Origin of the sequence: Rufibacter sp. XAAS-G3-1, from assembly GCF_013623775.1 — a bacterium.
In the GTDB taxonomy this organism is placed as follows: domain Bacteria; phylum Bacteroidota; class Bacteroidia; order Cytophagales; family Hymenobacteraceae; genus Nibribacter.
Genome location: NZ_JABFAM010000010.1, coordinates 66709 through 91388 on the forward strand (window position 1 = coordinate 66709; position 24680 = coordinate 91388).

Below are 24680 nucleotides of genomic sequence, written 5' to 3' on the forward strand. Positions count from 1 at the left end.
GCATTTCAGGCAAAAAGCAGTAGCGTACATGACCAAATTTGAGCTGGCCCCCAAAGGCATTCTCATCGCCGTAGGCGGAAGCGAAGACAAAGGCACCTTCCCTAGAGCTAAAAAACGATTCCACTTAAGTTTCTTTGAATTGGGCATTCTCAGGCGCATCATAGACGCCATGGGCGGAAGCAACGCGCGGGTAGAAGTCATCACCACTGCTTCCATGATTCCGGAAGAGGTAGGGGCTCTGTATTTGAAGGCGTTTGAGGCCCTTGGGTGCAAGCAGGTGGGCATTGTGGACATCAGGGAAGAGGCCGATGCCCTGCGCCCAGAATACCTGGAGCGTTTACGGCAAGCCAGCGGCGTGATGTTTACCGGCGGAGACCAATCCCGGCTGTCCCGGATTTACTCGGGCACGGCCTTTCACCAGATTCTGCTAGACCGCTACCAGCACGAAGAAGGTTTTGTGATTGCCGGCACCAGCGCGGGCGCCATGGCCATGTCTGATACCATGATCAAAGGAGGCAGCAGCCAGCACTCGTTACTGAAAGGGTCGGTGAAGCTGGATCGGGGCCTGGCCTTCCAGGAGAACGTCATCTTTGACTCCCATTTTGTAAAAAGAGGCCGTTTTGGAAGATTGATGGAAGCCGTGGCCACGCACCCCTATCAAATAGGCATTGGGCTGGGGGAAGACACCGGCGTGATGATTACCCAGGGGAATTTCATTGAAACCATAGGCTCTAACCTGGTGATTGTGGTAGACGGTCACCACATCAAACACAACAACACCTCCTACGCCGCCCCCGGCACCCCACTCTCCATTGAGAACTTCAAGATGCACGTACTGGCCTTCGGGAATTACTATGACATTAGAGAACGCAAGTTCTGCGTGGGTGTCAAACAGGCTTTATTGGAGTAATTCCTATTTAAAGCGTTACTGCGTCCTACTTAATTTACATATTAATTTATATGTTGAATCTGTTTAGAGTTTTTCATTAACAAGCTTTAAAGCAATTCCTCTGAGGCAAGTGCCCGCTTTTACTGTCGTTTTTAGGCTGTTTTTATGAAAACAGGCCAAAAACAAGAGGTGTCTGTACACTGCCGCAGGCATCTGCTTGTACTGTCGTTTTTAGGCTGTTTTTATGAAAACAGGTGTAAAACTCTAAACAGCTTCGTTTGCTGCAAATGAAACCAAACTACTTAACAATCATTCATTTGTATTGAGGTTTAGGGCTATTTTCAAGAAAACAGGTGGTAAACAGCAATAGAAAAGAACCCACCCTTACCCTCCGACGAGGGGAATCTTGGAGGGGAAAATTAGAAGGTTTATTCTATGGCGCGGAAGTTACTTCCGAGGCTTTCCTAGAATCCCCAAAGTCACGGAAGTAACTTCCGCGCCATTGTACATTGTAGAAGTTGATTTATTTTGTTTGCTCTTTCGGATTTATCAATCCAAACGTACTCTGTCGGGGATTTCCTAATCCCCGCATCTACTCAACCTGCGCGAAGGGGATTCATAAATCCCTGGCAGAGTGGTTCGGGATTAAAAATCCCGAACAGCGTAAAAAACCAAACAGCGAAGCCAGCAAAAGTTCTCCTACTCCAACAAGGTGTGCTGCTGGGAATTAGAACTCAATAACTCCCTGCAGCACCGCTCCGCAAAGTTAAAGCAACTTCCTACTCCTCATAAATCGCCACCACAGGTTCTTGCCCTGAAACCCAGCTGGCGCGGTACATTCCTTCAGAATTGAAAGGCATGGCTACTTCGGCGTTGAAATCTACGGCTACCAGGCCACCTTCGCCCCCTTGCTCTTTCAGTTTATGGTGCACCACCAATGCTGAGGCTTCTGATAAGGACAGGCCTTTGTATTCCATGAGGCAGGAAATGTCATAGGCAACCACGTTTCGCATAAAGTATTCGCCGTGGCCGGTGCAGGAGATGGCGCAGGTGCGGTTGTTGGCGTAGGTGCCCGCGCCAATGATGGGCGTGTCTCCAATGCGGTTGTAGTTCTTGTTGGTCATGCCGCCCGTGGATGTGGCGGCGGCCAGATTTCCCTGCAAGTCCAGGGCTACCGCTCCCACCGTCCCGAACTTCTTATCCATTGCCTCCGAAGAATGATCCAGCATGTAGGTGTCAGAATCGCGGAGGGCCTGCCACTGGTCATAGCGTTGCTGGGTGAAGAAATAGTCATCGGGTTCAAAGGAGAGGCCGTGGTTGCGGGCAAATTCTTCGGCGCCTTGCTGGCAAAGAAACACATGGTCTGAATGGTGCAACACCTGGCTGGCTAATAGAATAGGGTTCCGGACGTTTCTGACCCCGGTCACCGCCCCCGCTCCCAGGTTTTTGCCGTCCATGATGGCGGCATCCATCTCATGGGTTCCCCTTTTGTTGAACACCGAACCTCGGCCCGCATTAAACAAAGGGCAGTCTTCCAAGGAAACCACGGTGGCCTCCACCGCGGCCAGTGACGTTCCGCCTTGCTGCAACACCTGGTAGCCAACGCTTAGCGCCTGTTGCAGCGCCTGCCGGTACGCGTTGTCCATTTCAGGGGTGAGAGAGGCTCTGGTGATGGTTCCGGCCCCTCCGTGCAGGGCAAGGGCAAAACAAGGCTCATTCTTCATATTCACAGGAACAATTTCTACCAGGTTAGGCCTTAGCCACTTAAAACAAAAGCGTTTGAGCCGCTAGCCGGGCATCTTGAAAAAGGGCTGGTTGGAAATAAATTTAAGTCTGTCCGGGGGAATCTTAACCCTCTATTCTTTGTATATTTGTAGAGTTTACTTTACTAATCTTTAAAAATAGCACCTATGTCTTTTGATGTACAAGGAAGATTGCACGAAATCTTTGACGAAACCCAAGTGAGCGAGAAATTCCGTAAACGCGAATTCGTTTTGGAAATCCCAGACGGCTCTTATACGCAATATGCCAAGTTTCAGCTTACCCAAGACAAGTGCGGCATTCTTGACAACTACAAAACAGGCGATGAAGTGAAGGTGGCCTTCAACCTGAGCGGAAAACCATTCACCAAGAACGGTACTACCATGTACTTCACCAACCTGCAGGCCTGGAGAGTAGAGCATGCCGGTAACGCGTCTCAGCCCCAAGCAGCCGGTGGCAACCCGTATGCCGCCCAGCAGCCGGTGAAATCCAGCTCTTCGTTCATCAGCGATGACATGGACAACGACCTGCCTTTCTAAGTTCTGATTTTCCTTCTTTTTTATAAAATGCGGCCAAAAACAGGCCGCATTTTTTTTTGCCTTTTCTGGAAGCATCACGTGCAAGACAGCGAAAAATGCAAAATTTGCGTAGTGCCCAATAGCCAGACTCACTGGAGCAGCACAGTACATGAAAACAGACAAAGCAGGAAAGATAATGGTGGTCACGGGCGCAAGCTCGGGCATAGGCAAAGCCACCGCGCAGGCCTTGGCCAACGGGGGAGCACAGGTAGTGATGGTGTGCCGAAACGAGCGGAAAGGATTAGAGGCCATAAAAGAAATAAAGCAGAAAGTACCGGAAGCCACCCTCAAGCTCCACTTAGCAGATTTATCTTCCCTCCAGGAAGTAAGAAAGGTAGCCGCCGAGCTGAAGGAAAACTACCCGGTCATTGATGTGCTCATCAACAACGCCGGCCTTATTCCGGGTGTCATGCAAACCACGGCAGACGGCTGGGAACTGGCCTGGGCCACCAATCACCTCGCCCCTTTCCTGCTCACCAACTTACTCATGGAGCCATTGCTGGCCTCAGAACAGGGGCGGGTCATCAATGTCACCTCAGAGGCGCATAGATTAGGGCAAATAGATTTTGAGCATGCCGGTAAGCCGCAGAAATACAGTGCCATCACGGCTTACGCCGATTCCAAACTGGCCAACATTCACTTCACGTATGAACTGGCCCGCCGTACGGAATTTACCAATCTGACGGTGAACTGCCTTCATCCGGGCGTAGTGGGTAGTAGCTTCGGGAGCAACAGCAATTTTTTCATTAGAGAATTTTTCCGGTTAGCCCGCTTTTTCATGAAAACACCCGAGAAAGGCGCAGAGACGCCAGTGTATCTGGCTACTTCTCCTCATTTGAAGTTCATAAGTGGCAAATACTTCAAGAACGCCAAGCAAGCGAACTCCGCCGCAGACTCCAACAACGCGCACGTGGCCCGCCGCCTGTGGGACATAAGTGCCGAGCAAACCGGTTTCTAGCCTCTTTTTCAGAAAACACCGCCAAAACCAGACTCCAGCATGCAAGAAATGTATCTGTTGATTTTACAGGGCGAAAGCGAAACGCTGGAATTCAAGAAGACCATCACCCATCCGGCCCGCATTGCCCGCACCTTGGTCTCCTTCGCCAACACCCGCGGCGGACAGATACTGGTGGGCGTGCAGGACGACGGCACCATCTGCGGCGCAGACCCCGAGGAAGAGAAATACTCCCTTGACATTGCCATCTCTACTTTCTGCGAACCGCCCGTGCGGGTCATTTACCAAGAAGTGGAGATGGACGAAGGCACCATCCTGAAAGTGATTATTCCCGAAAGCGGTACCAAGCCCCATTTGGCAAAAGTGAAAGAAGACGATTGGCGCAGCTACATCAGGGTGAAAGACGAGAGCGTGCAGACAAGCAAACTGGTAGAGAAGTCGCTCACGCTGGAACCCGCCGCCGAGACCCTGGAAGAGAAAGTAGACCACCAGCAGGAACGCATACTGGAACTGCTGCGGAAGTACCGCAAATTGACCATCAAAGATTTCATGCACCTAGCCAATCTCTCCAAACAGAGAACCAAACGCTTGTTGGTGTACATGGTACTGCAAGGCCAGATTAGAATGCATGACAAAGAGAAAGAACCGTACTACACGTTAAGCTAAAAATCTTAGCACTAGCTTACGGCCACAGGTACAGAATTTTTGAAAGTGCCTTTTCCTCTTCCACGTTTTGGGTGGCTGCCTGGTACATCACTTCATTCACTTTCAGTTGGTGTTGCTCCAACGCCAACTGTCCTTCTGCGTCCCAAACCGCAGTAGCCCAGCCCAAAACGGATCCTAAAGCAATAGTGAATATAATCTTCATAAAATACTGTTTATAAGCTATTTTTGCTAAACCACCTCTAAAACTACTGTATCTGTTTTCGGCAGGAATCCCACAGTCCTAGCAGGAAAAGCACCAGGCTCCCGGCAAGGCTGTATCCCATCTGCGGCACAAAAACTTGGGCTTCTTTCAGGTTATAGGCGGATGAAAAGTAAGGCCAACTGTACGGGTAGTAGCCAATGTGCTCCCAGCGAGACCCAATGAGGAAGGCTAGGGTGAACAGAATTCCCAGGCCAATACTCAGGGCAATGCTCTTGAACCGGAAGCTGATGCAGAACTGCAGCGTGAAGATGAAGAGCGAACCCACCAAGATGCGGAAGGCGTTCAGGCTGATGCTCTGCACATGGTGGAAGTGCTGAAACCCCAAACCCGGGCGCACCAGCCCTAACAGGTAACCACCGGCCAACACTCCCAGCCAGAAAACCACATAGGCCAGCAGCATCAGCCCGAACTGCAAAAGGAACTTGTTCAGAAACACCCACCACCTGGGCACCGGCAACGCATACAACTGCTTCCACCCGCCGCTTTGATGCTCGGTGCCGTTCACCAGGGCGGTGATTAAGGCCAGATACAGCGGCACCAACAACTGAGCCGTGGCCGCAAAGTTATTCCCCGCCCACATCATCCACGGGTCGGTACCCGGCTTCAGCATCAGGTGCCCTTTGAAAAAGAAAACCAGAAACGTCATTCCAATACTAGAAAGCGGCGCCAGCACAGACAGCCACAAAGCCCAGGTGTTTTTGATTTTCAAGGCTTCCGCCGAAACTCCCCGGCCCAAGTACGTTATAGCTGCGTTCATCTTTTTAGGCGTTTAATGACAGGTGAGGAATAGTTTCAGTCAAAGCAGGTAAAGTGTTTTGCGTTAAAGACAGGAAAACCTCCTCCAGGCTTTGGCTCGCATAAGACAAGCCAAACACCAATACTCCGCCCAGCACCAGGCTTTGGTTAAGAAGGGCTGCTTCTTCTTTTTCCTGCACTGCCACCCGCAAACAACAACGGCTCACCCGCTCTACCGCGTGCCCGTTGGAAAGCAATATCTCTTTTGCCAGCAGCACGTTATCTACTTCCACTTCAATAGTTTTTGCCTGCATGGTGACCTCCTGCAATTCCTGCACCTTGCCCTGAAAAGACAGTTGCCCCTGATGGATGATGCCCACGTGCGTCACCATTTTCTCAATTTCGCTTAAAAGGTGACTGGAGAGGAAGATGGTTTTGCCTTGTACCTGGTTCAACTCTTTGAGTAACTCCCGCATCTCCCTAATGCCGCTGGGGTCTAAGCCATTGGTGGGCTCGTCCAGCATGAGCAATTCTGGGTCAGAAAGCAATGCCAGCGCAATGCCCAGCCGCTGGCACATGCCCAGGGAATACTGTTTCACCGGCCGGTGCGCGTCACGCTGCAGTTGCACAATCTCCAGCACCTCGCCTACCCGTTCTTTCTCTACGCCCAGCATCCGGCCCAGCACCTCCAGGTTGTCTTTCCCAGACAGGTGCCGGTACAGGCTGGGCGTTTCAATCAAGGCCCCCACCCGTTGCAGAATAGGCACCCGTTGCGCCTGCAATTCTTGCCCGAAGAGCCGGATGTTTCCGTTGGAGGGTTTCAGTAAACCTAATAGCAACCGGATGGTGGTAGTCTTTCCGGCCCCGTTTGGCCCCAGAAACCCATAGATGCTGCCTTGGGGAATTTCCAGGTTCAGGCTTTTTAGAATTTCCTGGGAGCCGTAGCGGTAAGTAAGCTGATGGGTGGAGATAAGAGGTGCTTTCATGGCGTTTGGGGTTGGATGAATCAAAAGAACAGCTTCCATCCCCGTGCCGCAACTAAACTAGACCAACCCTCGCTTCTTCCAGACAAAACCCGTTTCCGCCCCCATTAACCCGTTCGTCGATACAATTTGCGGCTTGGTCTATTTCCTGCGGTTTCTGCGCCGGAACCTGCCCTTAATGCTTAGTTTTGGCTTCATTTCTGGAAAACGATGAAAAAACACGTCCCGCTATTATTGCACATTCTGCTGTGGCTTGCCTTGCTGGCGTTCTCGCTCTGGGTTCATTTTAGCGTAGAACGCACGAAATTACCCTTGACGTGGGTAGCCCTGGACGTGGCGCAGACCTTCGCGTTCCACCTGGCCTTATTTTACTTTAACTGGTTTGTGCTGCTGCCCCGCCTGCTGGCCAGAGGAAATGTGCTGGGGTACGCGCTGGCCGTGGTGGCTACCTTAGCGGTTTTCGCGGCGGTGCGCAGCCCTATTGAGATTTTCCAAACCAAACAACAAGCAAGTGCTATCCCCCAAATGGCAGAACAGATCGCCAAACACCCCAATAGCCTGGAATTGAAAAATGTCATGATCCCGCTGGTGATAATGGGAATAATGAACATCTTCCTGAGCTCTTCCTTGAAAGTCACCGGCGATTACCTCCGCAATGAACGCAGGCGCAAAGAACTGGAACTACAGCACACCACCACTGAACTGGAATTGCTGAAGGCTCAGGTAAACCCACACTTCCTATTTAACACGTTAAACAACATATATTCACTAGCTTATCAAAACGCACCAACTACCGCAGATGCTATCTTAAAACTCTCTCTCCTGCTGCGTTACCAATTGTATGAAACCAACACCAACGTGGTGCCGCTGGAGCGCGAGGTGGAACACTTGGAGCACTTACTGGACTTGCACCGCCTTCGCCTGACAGACCCGTCTTTGCTTACGTCTCAGGTAGACGGTAACATCAGCGGCCTTTCCATTCCCCCCATGCTGCTGATGCCGCTGGTAGAGAATATGTTCAAGCACGGCCTTACTTCGGCTCCCATGCACGTGCACGTCTCCACTTTAGATGGCGCACTCACCTTCACCACCCAAAACCGCCTGAAACCCGGAAGTGGCAGTAAAGATTCCTACGGCGGCATTGGGTTACAGAACCTGAAAAGACGGCTGGAACTTCTTTACCCTAGCGGCTATACGTTTTCTACCCGGCACCAGGAACAGGATTTTATCGCGACGCTCACCTTGACCAGACGTTCCTAAACGCTTACCTTCACCAGATGCAACTGACCTGCCTCGCCATTGATGATGAACCGCTCGCGTTAGACATCATGCGCGCTTACATCAGCAAGATTCCGTTCCTGCAACTCATCCAGACCTGCTCCAGCGCCTTGGAGGCCATGACCATTTTGCAGCGGCAGCCAGTAGACCTTTTGTTTCTGGACATTGAGATGCCTGAGATTACCGGGGTTCAGTTTGTGCAGTCGCTCTCCCATCGGCCCGCCATCATCTTCACCACCGCCTATCCGCAGTACGCGCTGGACGGTTTTACCTTGGATGCCGTAGATTACCTGCTCAAGCCCATTCCCTTCGACCGCTTTTTCAAGGCTGTGAACAAAGTCTACGAACGGGCGCAACTCCAACCTAATCCTATGCCGGTTTCGCAGCCCGCCCAACCTCCGGCTGACAGCGAGGATTTCATTTTTGTGAAGGCCGATTACAAAACTTTGCGGGTAAACCTGAAGGATATTCTCTTCATTGAAGGCTTAAAGGACTACGTGATTATCCATACCACTACTAGAAAGATTATCACGCTGTTATCAATGAACAAAATCATTGAGAAACTACCGGAGCAGGAGTTCGCGCGGGTGCATCGCTCTTACATTGTGTCGCTGGCCCACATAGACAGTATTGAGAAAGGCCGCATCAGAATAAAGGAGCAGGAAGTCCCCATTGGCGACAGTTACAAAGAGTCTTTTATGCGCTGGGTGGAAAGCAAAAATATTTAGCCCTGAGGACTAAGTTCTGAGTCTTGGGTCAAGAGATTTGTACCATCCCGTTTCACGTCTCTTTTTCCAAAATCAGCCCCAAAGCAAAACTTTCAAGTCTTTTCAATAAGTTCTTTGGATCATCCACCTCATAACCGAGGGAAAATTTAGTTTCAAGAACCTCCATAACAAACGTTTGTCATGCTCACCAACTAATAGGGCAAATCCGTATCTTTGGAAGATAAAAATTCATCAAAAGAACAGACATGCAAGCATTAAGAGGAACAGGTGTGGCCTTGGTAACTCCTTTCAAAGCCGACCTTTCCGTTGACCTGGAAGCTTTTGGCCGCTTACTTGATTTCAACCTGGATAATGGCGTTGATTACCTGGTGGTAAACGGCACCACCGGCGAGTCGGTGACTACTTCCCCTGAAGAAAGAACTCTATTATTAGCCTTCGCGAAAGAGCGGGTGGCAGGCCGAAAACCTATTGTGTACGGCTTGGGTAGCAATGACACCAACTATGTGCTGGAACAAATCAAAAAGCTGGACTTTACCGGGATTAACGCCATTCTTTCGGTTTGCCCTTACTATAACAAGCCTTCGCAGGAAGGTGTTTTTCTGCACTACACGGCTATCGCCGATGCCTCGCCGGTGCCGGTGATTCTGTACAACGTGCCGGGCAGAACCGGTATTAACATGACGGCGGCTACTACTTTGCGGCTGGCCCAACACCCCAACATCATCGGCACGAAAGATGCCTGCGCTAACATGGAGCAGTACATGAGCATTTTGGAGGAAAGACCTAAAGGGTTCCTGGTGATCAGCGGCGATGACATGCACACGGTTCCTCTGGCCTCCGTAGGGGGTGACGGGATCATTTCGGTGTTAGCCAATGCGTTTCCGGCGCGGTTCAGCCGCATGACGCGCTTGGCGCTGGAAGGAAACTTTACAGAGGCGGGTGCCCTGCAACGCTCCTTCGGGAAGATCAACCCGTTGATGTACGAGGAGGCGAATCCGGTGGGTGTAAAACTAGCCCTGCAACAAGCGGGTATCTGTGAACCGTACGTGCGGTTGCCGCTGGCCCCCGCTTCGGCCAGTCTGGTGCAACGGGTAAAAGAAGCCGCGGCTCCGCTGTTGGCGTAGATTCGTTTTAGGCCTCCCTTTATAAAAACAGATGAAAAACAGAATTCTCTTCCTGCTCCTTGTCTGCCTTGCGGCGAGGCTTACTACGCTGGCCCAAACGACCAACCCGTCCGCCGGCGCCCCCATAGATCTGGCTACCCAGAAAGGGACGATCAAGGGCACCCTGCTTCTGCCAACCTCAGCGGGGAAAGTGCCAGTGGTACTCCTCCTCTCGGGCTCAGGCCCCACTGACCGGGACGGGAACAACCCCATGATGAAGAACAACAGCCTCAGAATGGTGGCCGAGGAACTGCACGCGCAGGGAATTGCCTCTGTGCGGTTTGACAAACGCGGCATTGCCGAAAGCCAAGGCGCGGCCATGTCAGAGTTTGATCTTCGGTTTGACCATTACGTACAGGATGCCGCCGCCTGGGTTCAGAAATTGAAGAAAGACCCAAAATTCAGTAAAGTGGTGGTGCTAGGCCACAGCGAAGGTTCTTTGATTGGCATGATCGCGGCGCGGCAGGCGCAGGCAGACGCGTTTATCTCCGTAGCCGGGGCCGGACAGTCCGCTGATAAAATCATCCGGCAGCAACTCCAGATGCAGCCGAAGGTAGTGACCGATGCCGCTTTCCCTATTCTGGATCAATTAGTACAAGGGAAAGCGGTAGCGGAGGTAAACCCCATGTTAGCTTCTCTGTTTCGGCCGAGTGTGCAACCGTACCTCATTTCCTGGTTTAAGTATGATCCGCAGGCAGAGATCCGGAAACTGACCATTCCGGTATTGCTTGTACAGGGAAATCAGGATTTGCAGGTGAGCATGCAGGAAGCCCAGTTACTGGCAGCCGCAGCGCCTAAAAGCAAACTGGTGGAGGTTGAAAATATGAACCATATACTCAAGGAAACTTCTTCTGACCGGAACGCCAACTTCAGCACGTACTCCAATCCCACGCTCCCGTTGGCAAGCCCATTGATGCCCGCGGTGGTGACGTTCGTAAAGTCTGTCAAATAGGTCTTACCTACAAGCAAATTCGTACACCTTTGAAGCAGAAGGGAATGCGTGGCAGAGACAAGGCAGTGCCTGGTCTCTACAGGTTCTATCATCACCGCTGCCATTACTTTCCCCAGTTCCAGTCTTCCCCGAGCGCGCCTCGCTTTTGGCCTTAGATAGACGCCCACTAAGAGGAGCAAACGGGTCAGGCCGAAAGGGCAGTGCGAGAGGGGAAGACTGGGCCCCGCGGCCGTGAGCGCTTACCGGAAGCTATGAAACAATACAGCACCTGCGCCCACGCAAAAAGCGGGCAAACCAAGGGAACAGCAAACGGCATGCACCTATCATCAAAGCAACAGATAAACGAATCCCCTTAACTTACCATCCACTCGCCAACACATCAGCAATGTGCAGCACTTTAATGGGTTTGTTCTGTTTCTTGCTATAGGCGTCCAGGTGCATGAGGCAGCTGGTATCGGTGGAGACAATGTATTCCGCGCCGGTGCTTAGGGCGTTTTCAACTTTCTGCTCGGCCATGGCTACGGAAATGGATTCAAACTTGGCGGCAAACGTACCCCCAAATCCGCAGCAGGTTTCAGTATCCCGCATCTCCACCAGTTGCAGGCCCTCTACCATTTCCAGCAATTTGCGCGGGCCTTCTTTGATGCCGCATTCCCGCAGGGCACTGCAAGAATCATGATACGTCACCTTGGCGTTGAGGCGGGCACCGGGAATCTGTTTTACCTGGAGCACATCGGTCAGGAATTCTGTCAATTCCAGCATTTTGCGTTCCATGGCCCGGTAGCGCACAAAGTTGGAGGACGTCACAAAGATAGTGGAATAGGCGTTCCGGATCATGCCCACGCAGGAGGCCGAGGGGGCCACAATGTAGTCGCTGTCTTCAGAGGAGAAATCTTCCAGGAATTTATCGGCGACCTGGCGGCATTCCTGCTGGAACCCGGCGTTGTAGGCAGGCTGTCCGCAGCAAGTCTGGCCTGTGTTGTAGCGCACCTTGCACCCCAGAGACTCTAACAGTTTTACCATGTTCCAGGCCGTCTGCGGAAACAGTTGGTCTATGAAACAGGGAATAAATATATCAACTACCGGCTGTGGCATCTGTTTAAAAGGGAATGGAATACGTGAGAGGCCTGTTGTAATGAGCGGGAAAGCGCCTCTTGGTTCAAGCCCAAAGGTACGCCTTTCTCCTGTAAATAAGAGAGCATTTTCTCGGTGGGCATGTTGCCTACCAGCTCGTCTTTGGCCATGGGGCAACCGCCGTACCCCAGCAAAGCGCCGTCCATACGGCGGCAACCACTTTCATAGGCCGCGGCTACTTTCTCGCGCCAGGTGGAAGGGCTGGTGTGCAGATGCGCCCCAAATTCTATGTGCGGGAACGCTGTTATCAGGGTAGAGAATAAGTCTTGGATGGTGGCGGGATTAGAAACCCCGATGGTGTCTGACAGGGAGATGACTCTGATGCCCAGCGCGTCCAGTTGCCGGGTCATCTCCCCGGCCAGCGCGGGTTCCCAGGGCTCTCCGTACGGATTCCCGAATCCCATGGAAAGGTACAGCACCAGCTCTTTGTTGTGTTGCCCGCACAGTTCCTGCATCTGCGCCACTTCGGTGAGGGCTTCAGCGATGCTTTTATTCGTGTTCCGCTTCTGGAACTCCTCAGACAAAGACAGGGGAAAGCCGATGTACCGGATTAATGCCTGCTCCGCGGCTTGCTGCGCCCCCCGTACATTCGCCACAATCGCCAGTAACTTGGTAGCTGAGACGGTGGTATCCAGTTGGGCCAACACCTGGGCGGTATCGCGCATCTGCGGAATGGCTTTAGGAGACACGAACGAGCCGAAATCAAGGGAATCAAAACCCACTTCCAGCAGGGTCTGTAGATATTTCACCTTTTGCTCCGTAGGCACAAACTCCGCTAACCCTTGCATGGCATCGCGCGGACACTCAATTATTTTCATGTAGTTCGTTTTGATTCAATTTGTCAATGATCATAACTCTATTCCGTATGCATGTAGTTGTGGTCGTAAAGTACTAACTTTTGCCATTCCCGTTTTGGCGTGGCCGGAGAAAAACAAAGCAGAAACGCCATTCATCTACCTTATCATTCCTACGTTATGGCTACCTCACATGCTGCACTCTTTTTGCCAGACCCGGTTCTTTCCCAATTGGTGCTTCATGCGCCTGAGCTAAAGGAAACTGCCGTGACCAGACCCATTTACGAGGCCCTGGTCAGTTCGGTCATCTCGCAGCAGTTATCTGTGAAGGCGGCGGCTACCATCAAGGGGCGGTTTTTGGCCTTGTTTCCCGAAAATTACCCCGAACCAAAGATAGTGCTTTTGATGGCTCCTGAGGAAATGCGCGCGGTGGGTTTGTCTCGCCAGAAGATAAGCTACCTCCAGAACATTGCCGAACACAAAGCCGCCGGAAAATTGGAAGACGCGCAACTGGCCCATTTACCAGACGAAGAGTTGATAGCGCAACTGGTGCAGATAAAAGGCATCGGCCGCTGGACAGCTGAGATGATTCTGATGTTTGCCCTGCACCGGCCAGATGTCATGCCGCTGGATGATCTGGGTATTTACAATGCCATGAAACGCCTGTACCAATTTGAGGAAACGCACAAGGCCGCCAAACCGAAGATGCTTTCTTTCTCTGAAGCCTGGCGCCCGCACCGCACGCTCGCCTGCCGCTATCTGTGGCAATCATTGGACAATTCCCCGGTGGCGAATTAGTCCTGAGTCATGGGTTCTGAGTCTTGAGTTTTAGGGCTACTTTCTGAAAAATACACCTAAAACGCCTAGCGCACTTTCTGGCGTTTTACAAGGTAGGCTTGCAGTACTTTGTCAATGGGCTCGCGCAGATCTACTGAGACCAGGTCTATGCGGTATTGGCCGCAGCGCAGCTTTAACTCGTTTTTGAACTGCTGCATGGCCTTCACGTACTCTTCCCTTATTTCGGCGGGCTGCACTTTTATCTTTTCGCCGTTCTCCAGGCTGTGGAACATGAAAGGCTTGTCGGGGAAACGGAATTCCTCTTCGGTCTCGGCGTGGGTAAGATGGAATAACAGGATTTCGTGCTGTTGGTGCCGCAAGTGCTGCAAGGCCAGGAAGATCTCATCCAGCTGTTCGTACTGGCTTAGTAAATCGCTGAAGAGAATCACCAATGAACGTTTGGGCAACTGCTGCGCGATGTGGTGCAGCATGGAAGCCACCCGGGTTTCTTTCTGCGGCGGGGCCGGGTTCTGTAGTTGCTGTTGCAACGCCAGCAGCAGCGTATGCAAATGGGCACCGGTAGACTTGATGGGCGTCTGTAGTTCAATCTGGTCTGAGAAGGTGGTCAGACCCACCGCATCGCGCTGTTTTTGCAAAAGCGTGGCCAGAGCGGCGGCGCTTAAGACGGCATAAGCAAGTTTCCCGTAGTTGTGCGTGGGATAATACATGGAACCGGACACGTCCAGAATCAATTGGCACCTTAAGTTAGTTTCCTCTTCATACCGCTTCACAAACAATTTCTCGGTACGGGCGAAGACTTTCCAGTCCATGTGGCGGGTGCTCTCACCGGAATTATAAAGCCGATGCTCCGAAAACTCCACCGAGAAACCATGGTACGGCGACTTATGCAAGCCCGTGATAAACCCCTCTACCATTCGCTTGGCCAGAAACTCCAGGTTCTGGATGTTCCGGACACTGTCTAAATCAACGGTTATCCTGCTCATGGGCTTTGCTTGCCTTCCTGTAAAACGCGAGGGCGGTTTCTTTGTCTACTTTGGTGAGGGTTACTTTCCCAGAGCCAGCCCCTACTATGCCCAGTTCCCGGGCGGCTTTCTTGGAAACGTCAATCACATAACGTGATTTGCGGCTCATGCGGTCATTTATCCTTACCACCACGCTGCGCCCGTTCCCCAGGTTATGCACCTGCACATAAGAATGCATGGGCAAGGTGGCATGGGCGGCGGTCATTTCATTGGGGTTATAGCGTTCGCCGCTGGTGGTTTTATGGCCTACGTGGGACTTGGCGTAATACGTGGCGTTTCCCTTTTGGGGCGTGGTTTGGGCAAAACTAACCCAGGGCAAAAGGCAGAGAAAAAGGCAGAATAGTTTTATTCTCATGTAGTTTTGTTTTTTACAAACATTAGTACATTGTAATTTAACTATTAAAATTAATCTTAAAAATTTTTAGATGTGAATCTCTTCCTTTAAATTGGCTACTTCAAATAAATAAGGAACCTTCAAGTTATGGTGGAAGAGAACAACGACAAAGCAGAAATCTACTCGCAGAGAGTAAGGGCAGGAAAGCGCACCTATTTCTTTGATGTGAAGTCAACCCGCTCCAATGATTATTATCTGACAATCACAGAGAGCAAACGGAAATTCAAGGACGACAACTACTCTTACGAGAAGCACAAGATTTTCTTGTACAAAGAAGACTTTGCCAAGTTCATGGAGGCGTTGCAGGATACCGTTAACCATGTAAAAGGTGAGTTATTGTCTGAAGAGGCACTGGCGGAACTTGAGCGCTTAGACCATGCGCCAGCAGAAGCAGCGGTGGACGAAGAACTGAAGTGGGAATAACCTCCCGTATTCAACTCCCCCAAGCTCATGCCTCGCGTGAGCTTTTTTTATGCCTTTCTATTTTCTGTTTTAGGGCTGTTTTCAGAAAAGGAGCCTAAAAACGCCTCCCCTATTGCTCTCTAATTAACAGCTGTTTCTTGTTCATAGAGCATGTTTAAAATTTGTCTTTGGTGCTGCAACAGGCCATAGCAAGAACCTGAGTTGGCACTTTATATCGCCTTCGTAGCGCTGCTACGAGGCTCTAAAACTGCTTTCTCAGAACCTTACTCCTGCCAATCCAAAATTTAAACATGCTCTTATTTCACACGGCGTAAACGTACTCAGCACCGCTGTTTTGAGGCCACTTTCTGCGAAACAGGCCAAAAACCTAACCCAATGCAGGTTACTGAGTAGCAGGGCGAAAATAGTTTGCTAAATACATAAGCTCTATTATCCTAAACTCACTCCTGCGTCTCTACCCATCTGGCAGAAACAATTGCTGGCATTTCTCGCAGAAATAAGAAGACCTGCCCCACTTGCCTATTTTGGCTTTCAGTAAGGGAATATGGTCTCTGGGACATTCCTTCCGTTTATAGACTAGCCAGTGTTCCTCAGCCCTGCCTTCCCTGATCCAGTCCAGGTACTCAAAACTGAATGAGGTACAGGCAGCTATGAGCCTTCGTACCTCTGGTTCAGGAATCTCCCCCACCAGGCTTTCAGGATGAATCCGGTTCCTGAACAGCACTTCGTTTTTGATCCCGTTCCCCACGCCCGCCAAGATTGTCTGATCCAGCAGCGCTTCGCCTATGATCCGGTTGGGCTTACGGCACAGTTTTTCCAAGGCTTTATCCGTATCAAAGGAGGCGTGCAGCACATCGGTGCTCCAGTCATAAAGGCTCTCCAGGGGTTCCTGCATGAACCGGCAACCACAGGCATAGAAGTTGATTTCCCCGTTGTCAAAGGCCAGGCCCAACCTGAGCTCCCGGTTCAGTTTCCCGTTTATGGCATACTTCCCGAAAAGCAGGAGGTGAACCCGAACGGCAAAGCCCGGAAAGCAGAACAGGAGCTCTTTGCCGAACGTCTGGATGCTGGTCAGTTCCTGATTCTTTAGTCGGTCAAAAGGAAAACCTCTTGCACTTCCCTCTGCTCTCATCACCGGCTGACCGAGAAATTGCTCGGCTTGTTCTTTCAGGAAAACCATTTCTGGGCCTTCGGGCATCGTAGTATAAGGTGTAGAAAATACAAGATAAAGTTGCCGCTTCTATTGTTCCCAAGAAACAACGCGCGCGGCAACTTTCTTAATCAGTGTTTATAAGTACAGCCTTATTTCATCAAACATTCAAATTGCCCATCTGCGGAGCGGCATAACGCTGGCCTGCAGCAACACCTTTTGGGGCAATAAACTCAATCTCTTCTAGTTCTTCCATTGTTAATGGAACCTGCATCGCTCCTACGTTTTCTTCCAGGTATTTTCTTCTCTTGGTACCCGGGATTGGAACAATGTCTCCGCCCTGGGCCAACAACCACGCCAAGGCCAGTTGAGAAGCCGTGCAACCTTTCTTCGCGGCCATTTCTTCAATCTTCTTTACCAAATCCAGGTTCTTCTGGAAGTTCTCGCCCTGGAAACGGGGCGAATGCCTTCTGTAATCATCTTCGGGAATATCTTCCAGGGTTTTGAACTGCCCCGTCAGGAAACCTCTTCCCAAGGGGCTGTAGGGCACAAAGCCGATCCCTAATTCACGGCAGGCGGGCAGAATCTCATCTTCCACGTCGCGGCTCCAGAGTGAATATTCTGTTTGCAGCGCGCTGATGGGGTGCACGCGGTGGGCTTTGGCAAGCGTGCCCGCCGAGGCTTCTGACAGACCCAAGAACCGCACCTTGCCTTCTTTCACCAGTTCGGCCATGGCCCCCACGGTTTCTTCAATGGGGGTTTGTTTATCTACCCGGTGTTGGTAGTATAAATCAACGTGGTCTACGCCTAAGCGTTTCAGGCTGGCTTCACAGGCTTTCCGCACGTATTCGGGCGTGCCGTTAATGCCCATGAAGTTGCCTTGCTCATCGCGCACGTTCCCGAATTTGGTTGCTAATACCACTTGGTCGCGCCGGTCTCTAATCGCTTTCCCCACCAGTTCCTCGTTGGCCCCTACCCCGTACATATCGGCGGTATCCAGAAAGCCGATGCCCAGATCAAGGGCGTGGTGAATGGTGGCAATGGATTCCTGGTCATCGCGGTTGCTGTAGAAATCTGACATGCCCATGCAGCCTAATCCTAACGCCGAGACGGTTAACCCTTGGGTTCCAAGTTTTCTTTTTTCCATAAGTACACTTGCTTGTTATTATTATAAGAGCTTGTTTACATTTGAGGTTTGCTGGCTCAACTAACCAGAGAAAGGTTCTGCGGAAGCGTTTTTGGAGCAGCGTAGCAGCGCTACGGTGCGAGAAAAAGGTGAACGCAGGTTCTTTTTATGGTCGTTTGTAGCGCAAAGATGAAATTTAAACAAGCTCTAAGAGCCAGGTTTATTTTTCTGTACGAGTCCTTCTCATTTGTGGCTGCTTTTCCAAAAAGAGGCTCTAAACCAAATATTGATGTGTCATGGAAAGTAAGTCACGTGAAAAGGAGTAGCCTTTGCTCCTGAGTTAGAAGCCCTTTACTATTATGGCGGTAGACCGCTCAGGATTGCGTATATTTGCACCCGCTTCTAAAAATGGGTCTTGGAAATTCCCGAAAGACCGGAAGCAGCTACATCAACCTTGATTTTAGACCAACCTTATTTATATGGGACTTCGTTGTGGAATAGTGGGATTGCCAAACGTAGGTAAATCTACGCTGTTCAATGCCTTGTCAAATGCCAAAGCAGAATCGGCTAACTACCCTTTCTGCACCATTGAACCCAACGTGGGCGTGATTACCGTGCCAGATGAGCGCCTGCAGATTCTGGAAGAGCTGGTGCACCCAGAGCGCGTGCTGCCTACCGTGATGGAGTTCGTAGACATTGCCGGTTTGGTGAAAGGCGCGAGCAAAGGCGAAGGCTTGGGCAACAAGTTCCTGGCCAACATAAGGGAAGTAGACGCCATCATCCACGTGATCCGGTGCTTTGACGACCCTAACATTGTGCACGTGGCCGGCGGCGTTGACCCCGTGTTTGACAAAGACGTGATTGACACCGAGCTTCAGTTGAAAGACCTGGAGTCCATTGACAAGAAGATTGCCAAGGTAGAGCGTACCGCCAAGTCTGGCGATGCCAAAGCCAAGAAAGAGTTTGCGAGCCTGCAGCGTTTCAAAGACCACCTGGAAAGCGGCAAGAACGCCCGCTCCCTTGATTATACCGAAGAAGACCTGGAGTCTGTGGAAGACCTGCAGCTGTTGACCATCAAACCGGTGATCTACGTAGCCAACGTAGACGAAGCGTCTATCCAGACGGGCAACAAATTCTTGGATGCCCTCAAAGAGCACGTGAAAGACGAGAAAGCCGAGGTGGTGGTTATTTCCGCCGCCATTGAAGAGCAGATCGCCGATTTCACCGAGCCAGAGGAAAAAGAAATGTTTCTGGCAGAATATGGCTTGCAGGAATCTGGCTTGAACCAATTGATCAGAGCCTCCTATGCCCTGCTGGATCTGGTGACGTATTTCACCGCTGGGGTGAAAGAAGTACGCGCCTGGACTATCCGGAAGGGCTGGAAAGCGCCGCAGGCCGCTGGGGTCATCCACACAGACTTTGAGAAAGGTTTTATTAGGGCAGAGGTCATCAAGCTGAAGGATTATGTGGAGTATAAAACCGAAGCCAAGATAAAAGAAGCCGGTAAAATGGCCCTGGAAGGCAAAGATTACGTGGTGCAAGACGGTGACATCATGCACTTCAGGTTCAATGTATAACTGATTTACAGCATTTTACAAAAAAAGGAGAGCCATTCGCTCTCCTTTTTTTGTAACTACATCGCCCTACCCTTCTATCACTTTTAAAAGCGAAGGGCCCTGCTTGAAGAAGAATTCTGTATGGGAAGTAGAATAATTATAACTTTTATGAAAAATAATCGTCTGAATATGTGCGTGTTACCTAACATAAGAATTCCTTTTTATTTGGAACAGGCAACATTTTATCGTAAAAGCTGTAAATATGTGCAGATTACTATATTACAACTCTTAAAAACTATGAAAAAAACAGTACTTAAGGCTTCTGTACTCGGCGCGTGGCTGCTGTCTATGGTTGCTCCATCAGAAACAATGGCCCAGTCCGCTGATAGACCGTGGGGGTTATCTATCTATGCGAACGCCATCCAGGCCCGGACTAACATGCGAAATGATATCTGGGATATGAGTAACTCATCTTGGGGCGGAGGTTTAGGTATTAACCGCTATCTCTCTCCCACGTTTGACGTGGCGTTGCAGTTAAACTATTTCAACCTGAAGCAGGATGCCAACCCCGTAACCTACAACGTGACTGGGTTTGGCGCGGGCAGTTTTGATGACGAAATCGGGACTGCCAACCTGGGGCTGAAACTGAAACTGAACAACGGCAAAATCCTGAGCGAGACTGCTTTCTTACAGCCGTACCTGATTGGTGGTATTGGTGCGCAGTACGCCAGCGTGGAAGCTTACCTGCCGGTAGCGAGAGCCGCCACCCCTACCAGACCAGGTGGAACCGATCAGTTCAAGTATGACGAAGGCATTCTTCGCATGAACTACTTTGGTGGTGCCGGTATCGGGTTCAAAATCACCGAAGGAATCAGCCTGTTCGCGCAGACCACCTTCAACTACCCATCTACCAACCTGATTGACGGTATCAAGCCGGGCAATTCAGATGAGTTGAACGACCGCTACCTACAGCACCAGTTTGGTTTAACCTTTGGGTTAGGCAAAGCCACTGACACAGACGGTGACGGTGTTTCTGACCGCCGCGACAAGTGTCCAGACACTCCGGCCGGGGTACAGGTTGACAAAACCGGTTGCCCATTAGACGGTGACGGTGACGGCGTGGCCGATTACCTTGACAAATGTCCTACTGAGGCTGGTACTGCCGCTTTGGAAGGCTGCCCAGACAGAGACAATGACGGCGTACGTGACTCAGAAGATGAGTGTCCAGACCAAGCCGGCCCTGCCGCAACCAGAGGTTGCCCAGATGCAGACGGTGACGGTGTAGCTGACAAAAACGACACATGCCCCAACACCCCAGCCGGTACCCGCGTGGATGCCAGCGGTTGCCCAGTGGTGGTTGACCGTGACAATGACGGTGTAAATGATGACGTTGACCGTTGCCCAGATGTAGCTGGTTCTGCCGCTAACATGGGTTGCCCAGGCTTAGACGTAGAGGATAGCACCTACATGGCCCGCGTTCCTAAGATTGAGTTTGAGTTCAACAGAGCCGTTCTGAAGAGAACTTCTTACCCAACTCTGGACAGAATGTCAACCATGTTGTCTAAATATCCGCACTACAACCTGCGTATCTCTGGCCACGCTGACCACATTGGTTCAAACGAGTACAACCAGGAGCTTTCTGTTCGCAGAGCAGACGCCGCTAAGTCTTACTTGACAAACCAAAAAGGAGTAGCATCTGACCGTATCATCACCGAAGGTTTCGGCGAAGAGCGTCCGGTTGCCCCTAACACCACCAACGCCGGCCGTGCCAGAAACCGCCGCGCTGAGTTCCGTCTCTTCATTCAATAATAGAATAAGAGAATAGATCATAAGAAATGCCCGGTCAATTGACCGGGCATTTCTGTTTTAGCGCTAGTTTATAAAAACAACATGGAAAACGAACAGAAACTGGAAGTCTGGCTAAGAGGCCCCCTGCCCAATGTTCCTGCCTTATTGCAACCAATTGCCCATGCCCTATTGCAAGCGGTGGAAGAGGTGGAGTCAAATCTGCTCGGTTTCCCGGAGCATCTGCTTTGGGAAAGACCGGCGGGTGTGGCATCCGTAGGTTTCCATTTGCAGCACCTCACAGGCGTGTTGGATCGGCTGTTCACCTATGCCCGCGAAGAAGCTTTGTCACCAGCGGCACTCTCCTATTTGAAAGGCGAAGGTGCCCCTCCAGCAGCCGGCACTTCCGTCCCAGAACTGGTAAGGGCTTTTGTGGAACAGGTTGCCAAAGCCATCGGCCAACTTAAGAGAACTGACCCAGAAACCCTCCCAGAGACAAAAGGCGTAGGCCGAGCGCAGATTCCTTCTACCGTGGGAGGACTTCTCTTCCACGCTGCAGAACACACGCAACGCCATGTAGGGCAACTCTTGGTCACCGTAAGAATTCTGCAGGCAGGATAGTCATTGAAAAGTAGTGAAAGGCTAAATCAGAACACTCGCTCGCCTCTGGCGAGGGAGGTCATTACTTTAAAGTACTTTCCCAAGCTGAAAAATAATTAGACCGTTTTCAAGGCGTTTTAACCAAAACAGCCCTTAGAGCATGTTTAATTTTCATTTTTGCGCTACAAACGGCCATAAAAAGAACCTGCGTTCGCCATTTTCGCCGACAAACCTGAAATTTAAACAAGCCCTTAAACAGAAAATGCCTGACGTTGAGCAGGCATTTTCTGTTTAAGGGCTTTTTTCCAAAAAAGAAAGCAAAAACAGGAGATTGTACAACTAGTATGTAACCAATGGTGGAAGATACTTTAGGTGATTGGGTTAGTTGTAATGCGGCAGCAAGTTGTACACCTCGCCGTACTCCAGCATCTGCTGCGTGAAGTTGTCTGGGTACACCAGCAGTACGTCTACAATTTTACCGTCCTTCACCACCGGAGTGAGTTTAGGCTGAATGAAGCCGTTATACGGAGCAATGTTTAGTTTGCTGTACCGCTGCAAGACTTCCTTGTGCAAGGCCTCATCTACGTTCACCCCGTAGGTTTCCACCAGCTTCTCGGCGGCCTTGAAGTCACCTTCAGAGGTAATGCGTTGGGTTTCGCGCAGCAACTGCCCGAAGAGTTCTCTCAGTTTCTGGTAGTCATTGACCCTGAAGTAGGTCTTGCCCTGGCGGGTAACACGCTCAATCACGTTGTCTTTCTTGCCTTTCTCAAACGCCCAGGCGGCCACCATCTGCCGGTTGCGCATGTGGTCTTCCTCAATCTTTTCGCCGGGAGCCAGACGCGAAAGCTGGGTCATCAGCCCGTTCCGGATGTAGGCATCGTATTCGGCTTTGCCGGCGTCTAAAGAAGGCATGACGCCTATCTGTACCAGCTTAGGATCCATTGCGTAATAAAGCGCCACCAAATCGGCGCGGCCTTCTTCCATGGTGCTGGCGTAGTTTTTCAGGGTCTGCTTGGGCGTTCCCACGCCCGGATTGATCTGGCCTGAGGCGTGCCCGATCACTTCGTGCATGTCGGTATGCAGGTCGCTGGCCAGGGAACCGTACTTTTTGGCGCGGTCAATCTCCTCCTGGCTGAAGGCGAACTCACTCAGCGCGCTTCCGCCCGTGTTCGCCGATTCATTGTACGCGTGGACGATGTTGCCCAGGTTCACCGATTTGGAGCCATGTTCTTTTCTGATCCAGTTCGCGTTGGGCAGGTTGATTCCTATCGGCGTAGCCGGCGCCGCATCGCCGCCTTCCACTACGGTGGTAATCACTTTGGCCGTGATGCCTACCACGTTCTTTTTCTTGTGCTGCGGCAGCAACGGCGAGTTATCCTCAAACCACTGCGCCTGGTCGCCAATGGCTTTGATGCGCTTGGTAGCCTCTTCATCCCTGAACGACACCACCGATTCATAGGAGCCTTTCAGCCCCAGCGGGTCATCGTACACCTCTATAAAACCGTTCACCACGTCAATCTGCGAGTTCACGTCTTTCACCCAGGCAATGTTGTATTCGTCAAACGTCTTCAGGTCACCGGTGCGGTAAAACTCGGCTAGTTTCTGGAGCGCGAGGCGTTGTTGGTCGTTTTCGGCAACGGTTATGGCTTTGTCTAACCAGAACACGATGCGTTCAATGGCCGGGCCGTACATGCCGCCCACTTTCCAGACCTTCTCGGTGATCTGTCCGTTCTCTTTGACTACTTTGGAGTTCAAGCCATGTGATACCGGTCGCGGGTCGTTCTTGTTGTCTTTTTTCGCATAGAAGGCTTCTACTTCTTTCTGGGTTAAACCTTCATAGAAGTTCACGGCCGAGGTCTTGATCAGGTCTTCGCCGGAGGCTTTGTTCACCTGTTTGGCGTCCAGCTTGGGGTTAAACAGAATCGGCGTGAGCCATTTGATGAAGCTTTCTACACTCTCGCCTTGCTTTAGCGGCAATTTGGAAGCCGGTACCCGGCGGATGGATGCGGCCAGATACTCTTGGCTGAACTCGGGCAGCATCTTGTTGGCGGAGTAATGGTGATGGATGCCGTTGGCGAACCACACGCGCTTGGTGTACTCCATGAACTTCTCCCAGTCGGGCGACGTGGATTTATCCCGCTTGTTCTGCACCACCGCATCTAGCGTGCGCCGGATGCGCAGGTTGTGCTTGTAGTTCTGGTCATAGATAATGTCCCGGCCCGACAAGGCCGCCTCATAAAGGTAATACAGCAGCTCCTTCTGCTTGGCAGACAAGTTCTCGAAACCCGGTACGCGGTAACGCAGAATGCGCAGATCGGCGAATTGCTCGGTCACGTAGTTGAAAGCGGAATCTCCTTGGAGCACCTGCGGGGGCGATACCTGGGTCACGTTCACTACATCCTGGTTTCTGACCGCGCTGGCCTCGCCGGGCATCATGGAAGCGGTAGAGGCAGCAGTGGTCGTTTTTTTCGTACAGCTGCCCGCCAGCAAGGAAGCCAGCAAAAGCGCCGATACGGCTATGGGTGTTTTCTTCATGTTGTTCTGATAGGTAAGATCCCTTAAAATTAAGGAATAAGTGAATGGATGGCAAAAACCACACCGTTTGTAAGCGAGACAGGCCTTCACGCCCATTTTAAGCCTCTTTTGTGAAAATAAGCCCTAAAACGCAGAAGCTGTAAGTTAAACGTTCTGGCACCTGTGGCTTCTTGGAGAAAACACACTGAAAACCCATAACCAATTAAACACCAATACCTTTTATCATTTTGTCCTCCTGAAAGGATCTTGTGGGCGAACTAGAAAAGCTTCTGAAGAAGCGTAATTACCCTTCGCCACCAAGATCCTTCCAGGAGGACAGAGAGGGGGTCGTTTAAACTAATTTAGTCTTGCTACTAAGAAAGAAATATCTTTAAATCTAAAAGCACTTTGGCAGAGAGAAAACCTTCCTGCTT

Annotated in this window: 24 protein-coding genes; 13 read left to right on the forward strand and 11 right to left on the reverse strand. The window is 51.1% G+C overall.

Annotated elements, in window-relative coordinates; genetic code table 11:
* The first annotated feature begins 28 nt into the window (after positions 1-28).
* Positions 29-910: a cyanophycinase gene (locus HHO50_RS13020; RefSeq protein WP_181306496.1), complete on the forward strand. Its 882-nt coding sequence runs from the start codon at positions 29-31 to the stop codon at positions 908-910.
* Positions 911-1668: 758 nt separating this feature from the next.
* On the opposite strand, the gene HHO50_RS13025 is transcribed toward HHO50_RS13020, so the two are convergent.
* Positions 1669-2613 (reverse strand): isoaspartyl peptidase/L-asparaginase family protein, encoded by a 945-nt coding sequence (locus tag HHO50_RS13025; protein ID WP_181306497.1) that lies wholly within the window; start codon positions 2611-2613, stop codon positions 1669-1671.
* A 186-nt stretch (positions 2614-2799) separates the two neighbouring features.
* Between HHO50_RS13025 and HHO50_RS13030 the strand changes: the two genes are divergently transcribed.
* The 3 genes from HHO50_RS13030 (at position 2800) to HHO50_RS13040 (ending at position 4849) form a co-directional block, all read left to right on the forward strand.
* Positions 2800-3189: a DUF3127 domain-containing protein gene (locus tag HHO50_RS13030; RefSeq protein WP_181306498.1), complete on the forward strand. Its 390-nt coding sequence runs from the start codon at positions 2800-2802 to the stop codon at positions 3187-3189.
* Between the two features lie 148 nt (positions 3190-3337).
* Complete coding sequence (locus HHO50_RS13035; protein ID WP_181306499.1) at positions 3338-4186, forward strand: SDR family oxidoreductase; 849 nt, start codon at positions 3338-3340, stop codon at positions 4184-4186.
* Between the two features lie 39 nt (positions 4187-4225).
* The gene (locus HHO50_RS13040; RefSeq protein WP_181306500.1) at positions 4226-4849 is read left to right on the forward strand and encodes a helix-turn-helix domain-containing protein; all 624 of its coding nucleotides are present in this window, start codon (positions 4226-4228) and stop codon (positions 4847-4849) included.
* A gap of 16 nt (positions 4850-4865) precedes the next feature.
* Here the strand turns inward: HHO50_RS13040 and HHO50_RS13045 are convergent, their stop codons facing one another.
* From HHO50_RS13045 to HHO50_RS13055, 3 genes are read right to left on the reverse strand one after another with little or no spacing between them, the layout of a single operon-like run.
* The gene (locus HHO50_RS13045; protein ID WP_181306501.1) at positions 4866-5051 is read right to left on the reverse strand and encodes a hypothetical protein; all 186 of its coding nucleotides are present in this window, start codon (positions 5049-5051) and stop codon (positions 4866-4868) included.
* 43 nt (positions 5052-5094) lie between these two features.
* On the reverse strand, positions 5095-5868 hold the full coding sequence (locus HHO50_RS13050) for an ABC transporter permease (RefSeq protein WP_181306502.1): 774 nt from the start codon (positions 5866-5868) through the stop codon (positions 5095-5097).
* 4 nt (positions 5869-5872) lie between these two features.
* Complete coding sequence (locus HHO50_RS13055; RefSeq protein ID WP_181306503.1) at positions 5873-6832, reverse strand: ABC transporter ATP-binding protein; 960 nt, start codon at positions 6830-6832, stop codon at positions 5873-5875.
* Between the two features lie 207 nt (positions 6833-7039).
* On the opposite strand from HHO50_RS13055, the gene HHO50_RS13060 reads away from it, so the two are divergent.
* From HHO50_RS13060 to HHO50_RS13075, 4 genes are all read left to right on the forward strand, one after another.
* Positions 7040-8089 carry a sensor histidine kinase gene (locus HHO50_RS13060; protein ID WP_181306504.1) on the forward strand — a complete coding sequence of 350 codons (1050 nt, stop codon included), beginning with the start codon at positions 7040-7042 and terminating at the stop codon, positions 8087-8089.
* Between the two features lie 17 nt (positions 8090-8106).
* Complete coding sequence (locus HHO50_RS13065; protein WP_181306505.1) at positions 8107-8835, forward strand: LytTR family DNA-binding domain-containing protein; 729 nt, start codon at positions 8107-8109, stop codon at positions 8833-8835.
* A 245-nt stretch (positions 8836-9080) separates the two neighbouring features.
* Positions 9081-9959, forward strand: a complete 879-nt coding sequence (gene dapA / locus HHO50_RS13070; RefSeq protein ID WP_181306506.1) for a 4-hydroxy-tetrahydrodipicolinate synthase — start codon at positions 9081-9083, stop codon at positions 9957-9959.
* A 31-nt stretch (positions 9960-9990) separates the two neighbouring features.
* Positions 9991-10950, forward strand: a complete 960-nt coding sequence (locus HHO50_RS13075; protein ID WP_181306507.1) for an alpha/beta hydrolase — start codon at positions 9991-9993, stop codon at positions 10948-10950.
* A 357-nt stretch (positions 10951-11307) separates the two neighbouring features.
* Here the strand turns inward: HHO50_RS13075 and HHO50_RS13080 are convergent, their stop codons facing one another.
* Both HHO50_RS13080 and HHO50_RS13085 read right to left on the reverse strand, forming a co-directional pair.
* Positions 11308-12045, reverse strand: coding sequence for a (Fe-S)-binding protein (locus tag HHO50_RS13080; protein WP_181306508.1), 738 nt, complete (start codon positions 12043-12045; stop codon positions 11308-11310).
* Positions 12030-12902, reverse strand: a complete 873-nt coding sequence (locus tag HHO50_RS13085) for a hydroxymethylglutaryl-CoA lyase (RefSeq protein ID WP_181306509.1) — start codon at positions 12900-12902, stop codon at positions 12030-12032. Before HHO50_RS13085 ends, HHO50_RS13080 begins: the two co-directional genes overlap by 16 nt.
* Positions 12903-13058: 156 nt before the next feature.
* Here HHO50_RS13085 and HHO50_RS13090 point away from each other — a divergent pair, with 156 nt between their 5' ends.
* Entirely contained in the window at positions 13059-13676 is a 618-nt protein-coding gene (locus HHO50_RS13090) for a DNA-3-methyladenine glycosylase (protein ID WP_181306510.1), read from the forward strand.
* A 65-nt stretch (positions 13677-13741) separates the two neighbouring features.
* Here the strand turns inward: HHO50_RS13090 and HHO50_RS13095 are convergent, their stop codons facing one another.
* Together HHO50_RS13095 and HHO50_RS13100 are read right to left on the reverse strand one after the other, a co-directional pair.
* Entirely contained in the window at positions 13742-14659 is a 918-nt protein-coding gene (locus HHO50_RS13095; protein ID WP_181306511.1) for a DUF58 domain-containing protein, read from the reverse strand.
* Complete coding sequence (locus tag HHO50_RS13100; RefSeq protein WP_181306512.1) at positions 14640-15053, reverse strand: septal ring lytic transglycosylase RlpA family protein; 414 nt, start codon at positions 15051-15053, stop codon at positions 14640-14642. Before HHO50_RS13100 ends, HHO50_RS13095 begins: the two co-directional genes overlap by 20 nt.
* A 129-nt stretch (positions 15054-15182) precedes the next feature.
* Between HHO50_RS13100 and HHO50_RS13105 the strand changes: the two genes are divergently transcribed.
* Complete coding sequence (locus tag HHO50_RS13105) at positions 15183-15515, forward strand: DUF3276 family protein (protein ID WP_181306616.1); 333 nt, start codon at positions 15183-15185, stop codon at positions 15513-15515.
* 454 nt (positions 15516-15969) lie between these two features.
* Here the strand turns inward: HHO50_RS13105 and HHO50_RS13110 are convergent, their stop codons facing one another.
* Together HHO50_RS13110 and HHO50_RS13115 are read right to left on the reverse strand one after the other, a co-directional pair.
* On the reverse strand, positions 15970-16713 hold the full coding sequence (locus HHO50_RS13110) for an endonuclease (protein ID WP_181306513.1): 744 nt from the start codon (positions 16711-16713) through the stop codon (positions 15970-15972).
* A gap of 112 nt (positions 16714-16825) precedes the next feature.
* Positions 16826-17812, reverse strand: a complete 987-nt coding sequence (locus tag HHO50_RS13115; RefSeq protein ID WP_181306514.1) for an aldo/keto reductase — start codon at positions 17810-17812, stop codon at positions 16826-16828.
* A gap of 458 nt (positions 17813-18270) precedes the next feature.
* Between HHO50_RS13115 and ychF the strand changes: the two genes are divergently transcribed.
* The 3 genes from ychF (at position 18271) to HHO50_RS13130 (ending at position 21753) form a co-directional block, all read left to right on the forward strand.
* On the forward strand, positions 18271-19368 hold the full coding sequence (gene ychF / locus HHO50_RS13120) for a redox-regulated ATPase YchF (RefSeq protein ID WP_181306515.1): 1098 nt from the start codon (positions 18271-18273) through the stop codon (positions 19366-19368).
* A 276-nt stretch (positions 19369-19644) separates the two neighbouring features.
* Positions 19645-21156 (forward strand): OmpA family protein, encoded by a 1512-nt coding sequence (locus HHO50_RS13125; protein WP_181306516.1) that lies wholly within the window; start codon positions 19645-19647, stop codon positions 21154-21156.
* A gap of 81 nt (positions 21157-21237) precedes the next feature.
* Complete coding sequence (locus HHO50_RS13130; protein ID WP_181306517.1) at positions 21238-21753, forward strand: DinB family protein; 516 nt, start codon at positions 21238-21240, stop codon at positions 21751-21753.
* A gap of 360 nt (positions 21754-22113) precedes the next feature.
* Here the strand turns inward: HHO50_RS13130 and HHO50_RS13135 are convergent, their stop codons facing one another.
* Positions 22114-24267: a dihydrofolate reductase gene (locus HHO50_RS13135; protein ID WP_181306518.1), complete on the reverse strand. Its 2154-nt coding sequence runs from the start codon at positions 24265-24267 to the stop codon at positions 22114-22116.
* Positions 24268-24680 lie beyond the last annotated feature (413 nt).